This is a genomic window from Geomonas sp. (assembly GCF_056994735.1).
Genome location: NZ_JBXKJL010000015.1, coordinates 1 through 11230, shown reverse-complemented (window position 1 = coordinate 11230; position 11230 = coordinate 1). Strand labels below are relative to the sequence as shown.

12 protein-coding genes and 1 pseudogene are annotated in these 11230 nt (G+C 56.6%); 8 read left to right on the top strand and 5 right to left on the bottom strand.

All coding sequences use genetic code 11. The features are described from left to right. Positions 1-20: 20 nt before the first annotated feature. A complete protein-coding gene (locus tag AC11W3_RS00745) occupies positions 21-935 on the bottom strand; it encodes a DnaJ C-terminal domain-containing protein (protein WP_484092321.1) in 915 nt (304 codons plus the stop codon). A 153-nt stretch (positions 936-1088) separates the two neighbouring features. Between AC11W3_RS00745 and AC11W3_RS00740 the strand changes: the two genes are divergently transcribed. The 6 genes from AC11W3_RS00740 to AC11W3_RS00715 all read left to right on the top strand — a co-directional run bounded on the left by AC11W3_RS00740 (position 1089) and on the right by AC11W3_RS00715 (position 7760). Continuing rightward, the gene (locus AC11W3_RS00740; RefSeq protein ID WP_484092320.1) at positions 1089-2291 is read left to right on the top strand and encodes a protoporphyrinogen/coproporphyrinogen oxidase; all 1203 of its coding nucleotides are present in this window, start codon (positions 1089-1091) and stop codon (positions 2289-2291) included. Between the two features lie 57 nt (positions 2292-2348). Beyond that, on the top strand, positions 2349-2690 hold the full coding sequence (locus AC11W3_RS00735) for a hypothetical protein (protein ID WP_484092319.1): 342 nt from the start codon (positions 2349-2351) through the stop codon (positions 2688-2690). 11 nt (positions 2691-2701) lie between these two features. Beyond that, positions 2702-4228 (top strand): tetratricopeptide repeat protein, encoded by a 1527-nt coding sequence (locus AC11W3_RS00730; RefSeq protein ID WP_484092318.1) that lies wholly within the window; start codon positions 2702-2704, stop codon positions 4226-4228. A 482-nt stretch (positions 4229-4710) separates the two neighbouring features. After that, positions 4711-6369 (top strand): HAMP domain-containing methyl-accepting chemotaxis protein, encoded by a 1659-nt coding sequence (locus AC11W3_RS00725; RefSeq protein ID WP_484092317.1) that lies wholly within the window; start codon positions 4711-4713, stop codon positions 6367-6369. 232 nt (positions 6370-6601) lie between these two features. Further along, positions 6602-7132, top strand: a complete 531-nt coding sequence (locus AC11W3_RS00720) for a nucleoside-triphosphatase (RefSeq protein WP_484092316.1) — start codon at positions 6602-6604, stop codon at positions 7130-7132. Positions 7133-7178: 46 nt separating this feature from the next. Further along, a complete protein-coding gene (locus AC11W3_RS00715; protein ID WP_484092315.1) occupies positions 7179-7760 on the top strand; it encodes a hypothetical protein in 582 nt (193 codons plus the stop codon). 70 nt (positions 7761-7830) lie between these two features. On the opposite strand, the gene AC11W3_RS00710 is transcribed toward AC11W3_RS00715, so the two are convergent. Both AC11W3_RS00710 and AC11W3_RS00705 read right to left on the bottom strand, forming a co-directional pair. Beyond that, entirely contained in the window at positions 7831-8229 is a 399-nt protein-coding gene (locus AC11W3_RS00710; protein WP_484092314.1) for a type II toxin-antitoxin system PemK/MazF family toxin, read from the bottom strand. Continuing rightward, entirely contained in the window at positions 8223-8480 is a 258-nt protein-coding gene (locus AC11W3_RS00705) for an AbrB/MazE/SpoVT family DNA-binding domain-containing protein (RefSeq protein WP_484092313.1), read from the bottom strand. Before AC11W3_RS00705 ends, AC11W3_RS00710 begins: the two co-directional genes overlap by 7 nt. A gap of 329 nt (positions 8481-8809) precedes the next feature. Here AC11W3_RS00705 and AC11W3_RS00700 point away from each other — a divergent pair, with 329 nt between their 5' ends. Next, positions 8810-9256 (top strand): GreA/GreB family elongation factor, encoded by a 447-nt coding sequence (locus AC11W3_RS00700; RefSeq protein WP_484092312.1) that lies wholly within the window; start codon positions 8810-8812, stop codon positions 9254-9256. A 53-nt stretch (positions 9257-9309) separates the two neighbouring features. Here the strand turns inward: AC11W3_RS00700 and AC11W3_RS00695 are convergent, their stop codons facing one another. After that, the gene (locus AC11W3_RS00695) at positions 9310-10338 is read right to left on the bottom strand and encodes a DUF3187 family protein (protein WP_484092311.1); all 1029 of its coding nucleotides are present in this window, start codon (positions 10336-10338) and stop codon (positions 9310-9312) included. Between the two features lie 317 nt (positions 10339-10655). On the opposite strand from AC11W3_RS00695, the gene AC11W3_RS00690 reads away from it, so the two are divergent. Next, on the top strand, positions 10656-11015 hold the full coding sequence (locus AC11W3_RS00690) for a PaaI family thioesterase (protein WP_484092310.1): 360 nt from the start codon (positions 10656-10658) through the stop codon (positions 11013-11015). A gap of 27 nt (positions 11016-11042) precedes the next feature. Here AC11W3_RS00690 and AC11W3_RS00685 read toward each other — a convergent pair. Continuing rightward, positions 11043-11230, bottom strand: a pseudogene (locus AC11W3_RS00685) (hypothetical protein); the annotation flags it as partial.

Below are 11230 nucleotides of genomic sequence, written 5' to 3'. Positions count from 1 at the left end.
ACCATTCACCATTCACGCCTCTAAAGTCCCTCTTTCGCCAGCTTCTCCACCAGCTCCCTCTGCCTATCCGACAGCTTCTCGGGCACCTGCACGCCGATGCGCACGTACATATCCCCGCGCCCCTGCTTGCCCATGAGCGGGAAGCCGAGCCCCTTGAGCCTCACCTTGGTCCCCGACTGGATCCCCGCGGGAATCTTGATCCGCTTGATCCCCTCCATGGTGGGAATCTCGATCGATCCCCCCAGTGCCGCCTCGGAAAACTTCACATCGTGGTTGAGGATGATATCCACCCCCTCGCGCTGGAAAAGCGGATCCGCCCCCACGTTCACGTTAAGAAAGAGATCCCCGGCAGGCCCGCCGAAGCGCCCTGCCCCGCCGCGTCCGGCGACCCTGAGCTTGGCGCCGCTCTCGATCCCCGCCGGGATCTTCACCGAGAGCTCCTCCCGGTTCCCGTCGCGCTTGAAGGCCACCCTCTTGTCCGCGCCGTCATAGGCGTCCCGGAAGGTAACCGAGACGTCCATGTTGTAATCGTCGCCCTTGGCCACCATGCGGCCATGGCCACCACCGTGGCCTCCGTGGCCACCTCCGCCGCGATGGCCGCCCATCCCGCCGAAGATGCGGGAGAAGATGTCGTCGGTGCCGAAGCCCTGGTCCCTGAAGAGATCGTCGACGTTGAAGCCCCTGAAGATGTCCTCCTGCGAGAAGCGCTGGTGGAAATTGGTTGAGCCGAAGCGGTCGAACTGCTCCTTCTTCTTCGGGTCCGAGAGGACCGCGTAGGCCTCGTTGATCTCCTTGAAGCGGTCCTCCGCCTGCTTGTCCCCCGGGTTCTTGTCGGGATGATACTTGACCGCCAGCTTGCGGTAAGCCCTTTTTAATTCGTCGACAGAGGCGCCCTTCTTTACCCCCAGCACCTCATAATAATCTCTTTCTGCCATGATTGAACGTCCTCTCGATTAATAACACACCGTGCTCCCCTGAATGTAATGGCTGCACCAGCCATTGTCAACCACTGTAAACATTGACAAAGCCCGCGCCTCGGGCTTATATATCCCTGAAATTAACTGAGTCTTAGCCAGAGGAGCCAGCAGATGAACCAATACGACGTCATCGTGATCGGAGCGGGAATAAGTGGCCTGAGCCTAGCCAGTTACGCCGCTTCAGCAGGAATGAACACCCTGGTTATCGAGAAGAGCAGCCGCCCCGGCGGGTGTTTTCATTCGCACCGTTTCGAGCGGGAAGCCGCCGGCTTCTGGATCGAACTCGGAGCTCACACCTGCTACAACTCCTACGGCGGTCTCATTGGATTGATGGAGCAGCACGGCCTGATGGGAAGCATACTTCCCAGGGAGAAGGTCTCCTTCAAGATGCTGGTCGGCAACGACATCAAGAGCATCACCTCCCAGCTCTCCTTCCCCGAGCTGTTGACCTCCGCGTGGCAGGTTTTCACCTTGAAGAAAGAAGGGGAGAGCGTGGCCTCCTACTACGGCCGGATCGTCGGCGCCAAGAACTACGAGCGCGTCTTCGCCCCCGCCTTCAATGCCGTCATTTCCCAGCGGGCCAACGACTTCCCGGCCGACATGCTGTTCAACAAGCGCCCGAGAAGAAAAGACGTGATCAAGAGCTACACCCTCAAAGGAGGGCTCTCCAGCATCACCGACACCCTCTCCGCCGCTCCCAGCGGGATGACCGTATTAACCGAGGCCGAGATAACCCGAGTGGCCAAGAGCGGAGCGAGATATGTCGTCGAACTTTCCGACGGCCGCGGCTTCGAGTGCGATCGCCTGGCAATGGCCGTCCCGCCCCCCGAAGCCTCCAGGCTCGCCGCCGGCATCGCCCCCGCGTTGTCCCAGGGTTTAGGGAAGATCAAGGTCGAGGTCATCGAGACCGTCGGCGTCGCCGTATCGAAAGACAAGCTGAAGATCCCGCCGTGTGCCGGCATCATTGCCGCCAACGACGACTTCTACTCCGCCGTATCGAGGGATACCGTCCCCCACCCGAGCTATCGCGGTTTCGCCTTCCACTTCAAGTCCGGCAAAGTGCCGCTGGAAGCAAAGCTGAAGAGGATAGCCGAGGTCTTGAAGGTGCGGAAGGAAGAGCTGGAGCAAGTCGTCCAGCGCGAAAGCCGCCTGCCGAGCCCCGTAGTCGGCCACCACGCCCTGACCGCCGACATCGACAAGGCCCTCGCCGGCAGCAACCTCTACGTCACCGGCAACTACTTCGCCGGCATGGCCATAGAAGACTGCATCGTAAGGTCGAGGAAGGAGTTCGAAAGGTTGTCGGGGAAACTCTGATTTACTGAGAGGTGAGACCTGGGGAATCAGTAGCGCCGGGAGGAGACATACGCCGCAATGAAGAAACCAAAGCATAGCCGTACTCCTCGTCGCAAACGCATGAACCGGGAGTCCCGGATTTCCTCGGCAATAGCAACGAGTTGGGTCGCAGGATATCAGGGGAAAAATCTCATCAAAGGGTACAGCAAGTGGTTCGGCGTAAACCTTCTTACAGCAGTCATCGAATTACGCAAACTTGGTGTCCAGATAGACGCGGCCAGAGAGGACGAGATACGGGCAACAATCGCGGCCAGTTCCGAAGCAAGGAAACGGCGTCGTGAGGCATCAGTCGAAAAATCGTTCGTCGATCTATATGCAGACTCAGACTATGCATCTGCTACCGTCAACCATTCCTTTTAGCCGGGGTGATGATGAGTTTTGTGGATCAGAGAAAATGCAGCACGCTGGTAATTTCCATAGTACTGGCCATCGCTACCATTGCGATCTATTGGCGGGTTGGCAACTACGGCTTTCTCAGCTACGACGATAATGTCTATGTTTACGACAACCTGGTGATCCGGGAGGGGATCTCCTGGGAAGGAGTAAAGTGGGCTTTTACCGAAACGTGGGCCGGAAACTGGCATCCGATAACATGGCTCTCCCACATGCTCGATTGCGAAATCTTCGGCCCTGATCCCACCGGGCACCACCTGACCAGCGTCTTTATTCATGCCGCAAGCACAGTACTCCTTTTCAACTTCCTCGCCACCGTTACCAAATACATCGGTCGCAGCGCCTGCGTCGCCGCATTCTTCGGCCTTCACCCTCTCCATGTGGAATCAGTAGCCTGGATCGCTGAAAGGAAGGATGTTCTTAGCATGTTCCTTATGCTAATAACCCTTTCTTTTTACGTCGCCTATGTTCGACGCCCTGGTTACGTCCGCTACTTCTTTGCCATCGGGGCCTATGCGTTAGGCCTCATGTCGAAGCCAATGCTTGTGACGCTCCCCTTCATTCTCCTGCTCCTTGATTTCTGGCCGCTCTGCCGGACGCAGTATAACTCTTCGGTAGAGAAGGACGACACCTCGGTGCCTTTGCGCCAATTGCTCCTGGAAAAGGTTCCTTTCATCATCCTCTCCATCATCTCGTCGGCAATCACCTTATACGCTCAGAAGAAGGGTGGTGCTGTCAGTTCCTTTGATGCTGTTCCCGTCATGGATCGAATAGAAAATGCCTTCATATCGTATGGGAAATACATCACTAAGACCTTCTGGCCTGTTGATCTTTCTCCCATCTATCCTCTTCCTGATGCTGTTTCATTGCTCCAGTCTGTCACAGCGGCATCCGTCGTTGTAGCAATCAGCGTTTTCGCGATCTGGCAGGTGAGGAAGCTCCCCGCTCTTTCGGTAGGGTGGTTCTGGTTTGTAGGCTCTCTTGTTCCCGTCATCGGCCTGATTCAGGTCGGGCGTCAGGCAATGGCAGACAGGTACACCTATCTTCCGCATGTGGGACTCTTCATCATGACCGTGTGGGGCGCCGCCTCATTCATGGAGAAAAAGCGATTCGGAGCAGTCACGCTAGGGGCCGCAGCTGCCATTTCGGTGGCCGCCATCGCCCTGTTCACGTGGCTACAGATCCCATACTGGCAGAACAGCATCACTCTCTTTGAGCGGGCCGTCCGGGTCGTTCCTGGAAATTATGTTGCCCATTTCGCCTTGGGGAATGCTCTGGCGGAAGAAGGAAGGCTTCCTGAAGCGGCATTGCATCTCCGGGAGGCCGTGAGGGTTGCGCCATACTTCGTCGATGCCCACTACAGTCTTGGAAAGGTACTCATTTCATCAGGAGAGCTGGAACAGGCACGATACCAATTCGCAGAGGTAATCCGCTTAAACCCATCGCATGCAAAAGCTCTACGCGCACTGCAATCGATCCCAGGAGCCCCTAAAGGCAATTCCTAGCATTTAACTCCTGCTCCGACTGCCGAGCAATCGACGCACAAATCCCCTTCCCACATACCCATCTGTCCGCTTTCCAGCGCCAGTCGCTGCCTCTCTTTGCTCTCGCGCAGCGTATCTGCCGACCGTTGCCGTTCTTCGGCGATCTTGGCCTGCGCCTGCTTGCCGTCGCCGGAGGACGAGTGGCGAGATGTTGGAGGAGAAAAAACGCAGCAGGTAATGGTCTAGCAGGGGGCAGGAGGGCGGGAGTGTAGATTCTTTTGTCCGGTTTGTAGTGAAAGCACGGAGAGAGAATGGATTTGCCCGAAGTTAAATAAGAATGTTTTAAGAATAAATCCAATCAAGACTTTAGTCGGATATCCGATGAGAACCGGTAAGAGGCATCTGACAGTAGTCAACTTGCTGCCAATGCAAACATGAACAATAAAAAAATTACGGAAAACAAAACAGATTATGCAGTACCAAAACGAAGGGAGGCGGTTGACATGAAAATCAGCACTAAGTTGCGCACGGGTTTTGCGACGGTCGCCGTAATGCTTGCCATCGTGGCGATGGTCGGCTACTGGGGCGTAAACAGGATGAATGAACTGCTCAACGAGTACGCCCTTACTGAAGGGAAGCTTGTGGAGTATTCCCAGCGCTTGCGCGCAAACGTCAACCAGTTGAGGCGTTATGAAAAGGACGTCTTCATAAACATCGAATCGCCCGAAAAGGTGACGGAGTACGCCAAGAAATGGCAGGAAACCTTTGAGCGCTGCGGCAAGCGCATCGGCGCCATGGATAAATTATTCGCAAAACTTGACAACGATCACGATTCGGAATTTGCCAGCCAGAAAAAGAAGGACATCAAGGCCTTCCAGGATGAATTGAACTCCTATGCGTCAGGGTTCAACAGTGTGCTGGACCGGATTAAGAAGAGAGAGATCACTACCACAACACAGGCAAATGCCGCCATTGGCGCCTATAAGGAAACGATCCACGGGATGGAGGAGCGGACGCTTAAAAATGCTGACGACCTCGACAAGCAGATGGAGTTAGGACTCAAGCAAGCCGACAGGTTAGAGACTAAAATACAGTTCACCATCGTAGCCGTATCCATCATTGCTCTTATCATGGCGGTCATCCTGTCTTTGCTCATCATGCGATCGGTCATGAAGCCGCTGGGCGCCATGCTAGCCATGGTGACCGACATGGCTCAGGGAGAAGGGGACCTTACCAGGCGACTGGATGCTTCGGCCAAGGACGAGTTGGCCGACATCAGCCGGATGTTCAATCTCTTTATCGAGAAGCTGCACGCGATCATCTCCAAAATGGCCTCGTCCACCTCCCAGGTGGCTGTGGCCGCCAACCAGCTCCAATCCACAGCCGAGCAGATAGCCACCGGGGCAGAACAGGTGGCGGCACAATCCGGCACCGTGGCAACGGCAGGCGAAGAGATGTCGGCAACTTCCGGCGACATCGCTCAGAACTGCCAGTACGCCGCCGAAGGCGCGAAGCTGGCCAGTGAAGCCGCGGTTTCGGGCGCCAAGGTGGTGGATGAAACCATTGCCGTCATGAACAACATCGCCGGACGGGTGCAAAACTCTGCCAGGGCGGTGGAAAGCCTCGGTAGTCGTTCAGATCAGATTGGCACTATTGTCGGCACCATCGAGGATATCGCTGACCAGACCAACCTGCTGGCGTTGAACGCCGCCATAGAGGCTGCCCGTGCGGGTGAGCAGGGTCGCGGTTTCGCCGTCGTTGCCGATGAGGTGCGAGCACTGGCCGAGCGGACAACACGGGCGACCCGTGAAATCAGCGAGATGATCAAGGCAATCCAGCAAGAGACCAAAGGCGCTGTCAAAGCCATGGAAGAAGGCGTCATCGAGGTTGGGAAGGGTAGTGAGAGGGCCGTCAGTTCCGGTAAGGCCCTTGAGAATATCCTGGATCAGATCAACGCCGTCAATGCCCAGATTCACCAGGTGGCCACGGCCGCCGAAGAGCAGACTGCAACTACGTCGGAGATCAGCAATAACATACAGCAGATCACCGAGGTAGTCTCCCATACGGCGCGTGGTGCACACGAATCCGCCGACTCGGCCACCAGGCTTTCGCAGATATCCGTCGAGCTTCAGCAGATCGTTGGCCAGTTCAAACTGGCATGAAGGGCCGTCTTAAGGCTCACCGGTAGCTACAGCGGAGAGCCTTCTCTCAGGTCAGGGGTTATCTCTAGCTTCGTGAATCACGAATGGGACCACCCAGGAGGCAGACGTTCACCTTTGGGGAATTTTTCGAAGCGGACTGAACAGGATATTGTTAAGATTATAAGGTTTCGCCCCCGGGGATCCTGCCTCTACCCGCATTCCTGCTTCGATTGACTGACTTAAAGGATCAGCCATGGATCAGCGCCATCTCCTGATTACCGGGCTCCCCGGCACGGGTAAGACGACCCTGCTCATAGAGCTCGCACGGCGTTTCTCGCGGTTTCGTCCGGCGGGGTTCTATACTGAAGAGGTCAGGGAAGGGGGGGAGCGCCGGGGATTCAGATTGACGAGCTTGGACGGCAGGCAAGGCGTCCTGGCTGACATCCACTTCGGTGGCCAGCACAAGGTCGGGCGCTATGGGGTCGACCTGAAAGGCTTTGAGGGTTTCCTGTCGGCGCTCGATCTCCTTTCATCCCCTTCGCGCCTTGTCTTCATCGACGAGATCGGCAAGATGGAGTGCCTATCTCCCCAATTCGTAAGCCTTGCCACGTCGCTCCTTTCCTCCGGCAAGACCGTCGTCGCCACCGTCGCTCGCAATGCGGGAGGGATTATCCAGCAGGTGAAAGAACGACGGGACGTCCACCTCGTTGAGGTGACCCGGAGCAACCGCCAGACTCTTCCTGACGAACTCTCCCGCTGGCTGGAAAATGCCCTGGCGAGATGACTTCCTAGGGGGAGAACGTAAGGCAGGCTGAAGAGGCGAGGCGCCGATGACAGTCAAGGGTGAGACGGGAATAGATACGGTAGGACAAAGTTTCGTCATCGACCTTCGGCGGCGGAAAGAGAGCCGCCTCTACATTCGCTTCTGGCTCCTGTTCTGGGTGGTCTGGACCGCCGCCACCATCTGCATAACCTGGTCCGCGATCACGCACTTCTCCTTCCTATTCGCCCTCTGGCTCTTCTTCGGCTACACCGGAATCCTCCTTATTCCGCTCCCCTTATTGAATACAAGAGGGAAGGAAATCATCACGGCAAGGCCTGACGGCCTGGAAGTGAACTACCTCGGTTTCTTATGGAAGAAGGTCTTCCTCGCCAGGGACCAGCTCGAGCTCGTCTCCCTGGAAAAGTACGCCGTAGAGCCTGGGTCCGCCGACAAGACAGGAGCGGAAGCCATCTGGACCTTGAACCTCATCGGTAAAAGTAGAGGAAGAACGAAGCGCATTGTCGTCGCAGCACTGGCCACAGTGGAGGAGAAGGAAGAGATCTACGCCCGGCTCGTACAGTTCCTGAAAGCCAATGGCTTCGATTTCAGGCAAAGAAACAGCTTTTTTGAAGAGAAGGGGGTTCGATGACAGGATGGAAGATACGAGGGGACATTCGTGGGAGACAGCGGGACGTGGCTAGGCGGCCCGAGCGGTTAACCTAAGCAAGCTGCACAATCTGGTTGAGACGGGCGCATACTTCAGCGAAGTGCTGATCCGTCAACCGCTTGAGAGGATGCGGCGTCGCCTTCCGGGTCCGCCAGTCAAACGACTTGGGCTGATGGCAGAGGACATAGCTCGCCTTCGCGAGCTTTTTCCCCCCTGCTTTGCCCACATTCACTGCAAAAGGATTGTCTGCATTATATTCTGCCGTGGTCATGGGCAGACCAATCACCAATGAGGTCCGGTCATTGAAGATGGCTGGGGAAAGTACCAAAAAGGGATGAAGGTCGCGCATCTCGTTGCCCGCCTGAGGATTGCAGTTAATCCAGATAATCTCCTGCCGATCAGGGACCCATGGCTTCTTTACTTTAGTAGCCGACCTGGCCGTCGCTACCATTTTTCAGCCCCCAACAGCTCAGTTGTCATCACCTCGCCGCCATGTTTGGCCGGATCGAAACGCGCAAGGCGTTGTTCAAGGGTCAGCGGTGCATCTTCAAGTGGAGTAATGACCACGCGCCCTTCCTCTACCGCAATCCTGACCCGCTGATCTACATGCAGGTGAGCTGCCTTGGCAACTGCGACTGGCAGACGTACGCCCAAGTTATTACCCCACTTTTTCAGATCAAGAACTGCTTCTATTTCTACCATGTCATTACTCCCACCAGCTCAAATGTATAAACGTCAGTTTAAACAAACAACAGGATCACGTCAAATTAAAAGGGAGGGCCTATAAAATCAAGGATCACGCGCCCCTTGCCCGGGCAGGTGGCTACTTTAAAGTGTGTTAACATTTCCCCGGATCCTTTTTCGCGATTGCATTTAACTCCGCGGCATGGTAAATACCGCGGCTTCTTCAGAGCCATTAAACCCGGAAGAGCAAATCACCCCGCCCCCCTTTCGGCAGGGGGAGCCTACGACCTGCACGACGGGCAGTATAGAGGTATCCCATCATAAGCAAAAAGATTCTGGTACATCAGTTGATCACCGAGCGACTGGCGGCGGACCTCGCATTGTTCGCGGTCGCGGCCAAAACTGCACACGAAGCTGCCATTCACGAAGAAAATGCCCCCGACAACAAGTATGACACTCTCAGCCTCGAGGCTTCCTATGTGGCGCAGGGACAGGCCAACCGGGCCCAGGAGCTCAGGTGGGCTCTGCATGCCTACCAGACGCTGGAACTGCAGGACTTCGAGGAGAATGCACCCATACGACTGACCGCCCTGGTGGAGCTGGAGGCGGAGGATGGGGAAACGAGGACGGTGTTCATAGGGCCGCAGGAGGGGGGATTGAAGCTGAGGGTCGATGGCGAGGAGATCATGGTCATCACCGCCGCCTCGCCTTTAGGGATGGCGCTGATCGGAAAGTGCATCGGCGACAGTGTCAACATCGGCAAGAGAGATTTCGAGATCGTCAGGGTGAGTTGAAAAACCTAGTACCTTCTTCCGCTCAACCACCCTATTCACACCCGCCAACCGCATCAAAATCTGGTGCTCAAGGAAAGATGGAAGGAGACATCGGGGGCAGTCTCCACGGCGACGTCCTCGGAAACGCCGATGTCCAGGGCTGTCTTCTCCGTAAAAGCGATGGTTCCCCCAAGGATCAGTATGGTCGAGAACCGGTTCAGCTGAACCAGCTCGCTGTCACGGTAGAAGGGGGTGTTGGAGGAGAACTGCACTTTGAAGACCAGGTGCTCCGTCGGGCTCCACCCCGCCCCGAGGCTGCCAAAGCCGACCACCGGGCGCTGCTGTCCGCGCAGGACATCCCCTTCGGTCTTGGCGAGCCCGCCGAGCGCCGCGAAAATCGAGGCATTTCCCCATTTTTCGAATTGAAAGTCCCGGTCGCCGCTAACCCATAGAGAGAAGTCGGTACTGCCGCTCCCCTGAAGCCGCGCACTGTTCCCGGTAGGAAACTTCACCAGCCCCCGCAACGCCAACGCCGTTCGATCCGTCCTGTACAGCTGGGTCCCGGCGGTGAGCCGGAGGTCACCAATGCCTGTGCTGGAATTGGTCAACCGCAGCCGGGTATCCCCGTCCTTTTCATACTGGTACAGCAGCCGGTCCCGCGGCTCGTCCGGTCTGCCGCCGTTGGGAAGATGGAAGAAATGGTGCCACCCCTCGATAAAGCCATCCATGAAGCCCCCGCTTTGGGAGACGATGGGAAGTTCCAGCCCCGCCTCGAAGGAGTCGGAGAAACCGCGGGAGAGTGCGATCGTGGTGCGGTAGGTCTCGCCATCGAGCATGATGCTCTCCCGGTTGGTCTCACTGTGGGCGAAGTCGTTGGCCAGGTCGAAGGCCAGCCGCGCCTCGTTCTCGCCAGGGAGGAGGAGCTTCGCCCGCCCCGGGGCGGGCAGCCCGTAGATCTGCACGACCGGGCTCATGTTGAAGGTGTTGAAGGGGGTGATCTCGGCAGCAAGGAGCGGGCGAGAGACAGCAATGAGCAGGGTGAGGACAAAGGCCCTGATGACATAGTTGCAGGTGAATGAGGGGAGGTTCTTTATTATTGTCATAAGCCGTCTCAAGCAACTATTTGGTTAAAAGAGTGGCGCCACCGGATGAAGGAAATTCGCCTCAAAGGATGCCTCAGTAGTGACAGTTTGTAAAGCCTCGACGACGACAGGAGTGGATCGGTACAGTCACTACTTGAAATTTATTTATCTTTGTGTCAGTACTTTGAGATAGAAAGCGTCGCAGATAGTGGTGGTAAGGTGGGTAAAAGAGAGAGCTCTTCGATAGGGCGAGGCAAAACAGGAAAGGCTGGTCCCCAGCCGGAAAGGTGTTTTTTATGCACGTAATCGAATCAGCCACGGTGGAGTCGGCTAACAAAATGGCAATGCTGCGCACCCTGGACATCCAGCTGCGGGAGATCGGCTCTACCCATGCGACCGTCCAGGTCACCGTCAATGATTTCCATCGAAACTATTTCGGAGGGGCCCACGGCGGGTTGATCGCCACCCTTGTCGATACCGTTTCTTTCTTCCCGCAGCCGCTACTACCGTCGGGCAAATCCTGCACCACGACTAATCTTAATGTCAGCTACGTCAGGCCCGCGGCAGTGGGGGATCTCCTCACCGCGCGCTCCGAGCTTGCACATATGGGGCGGCGAACGGCGAGCCTGACGGTGACCGTGACGAACCAGAACGACAAACTCGTCGCCCACGGCACCGTATCGATCATGCTGACCTAGAAGGCTTCGCCAGGTCCTTTTAACCGCTCAATGCCAGAGGAACCAGGCGCCGCCGCACATTGAGCTGTAGAGGATGAGCCCGGAAGGGCTGGAGAGGGCGACCTTCACATCCTGCCCGGAGGGGACGGAGCTGTAGCAGAAGAGATAGATGGCGCCGTACATGAGCAGGGTGTGCTGGAGATCGGCACGAAACCAGCTCCACCAGTGGCGGTAGA

Bases quoted from the DNA above. Each gene is read 5' to 3' on its own strand.
- AC11W3_RS00745 (WP_484092321.1), bottom strand. From the start codon at position 935: ATGGCAGAAAGAGATTATTATGAGGTGCTGGGGGTAAAGAAGGGCGCC.
- AC11W3_RS00740 (WP_484092320.1), top strand. From the start codon at position 1,089: ATGAACCAATACGACGTCATCGTGATCGGAGCGGGAATAAGTGGCCTG.
- AC11W3_RS00735 (WP_484092319.1), top strand. From the start codon at position 2,349: ATGAAGAAACCAAAGCATAGCCGTACTCCTCGTCGCAAACGCATGAAC.
- AC11W3_RS00730 (WP_484092318.1), top strand. From the start codon at position 2,702: ATGAGTTTTGTGGATCAGAGAAAATGCAGCACGCTGGTAATTTCCATA.
- AC11W3_RS00725 (WP_484092317.1), top strand. From the start codon at position 4,711: ATGAAAATCAGCACTAAGTTGCGCACGGGTTTTGCGACGGTCGCCGTA.
- AC11W3_RS00720 (WP_484092316.1), top strand. From the start codon at position 6,602: ATGGATCAGCGCCATCTCCTGATTACCGGGCTCCCCGGCACGGGTAAG.
- AC11W3_RS00715 (WP_484092315.1), top strand. From the start codon at position 7,179: ATGACAGTCAAGGGTGAGACGGGAATAGATACGGTAGGACAAAGTTTC.
- AC11W3_RS00710 (WP_484092314.1), bottom strand. From the start codon at position 8,229: ATGGTAGCGACGGCCAGGTCGGCTACTAAAGTAAAGAAGCCATGGGTC.
- AC11W3_RS00705 (WP_484092313.1), bottom strand. From the start codon at position 8,480: ATGGTAGAAATAGAAGCAGTTCTTGATCTGAAAAAGTGGGGTAATAAC.
- AC11W3_RS00695 (WP_484092311.1), bottom strand. From the start codon at position 10,338: ATGACAATAATAAAGAACCTCCCCTCATTCACCTGCAACTATGTCATC.
- AC11W3_RS00690 (WP_484092310.1), top strand. From the start codon at position 10,656: ATGGCAATGCTGCGCACCCTGGACATCCAGCTGCGGGAGATCGGCTCT.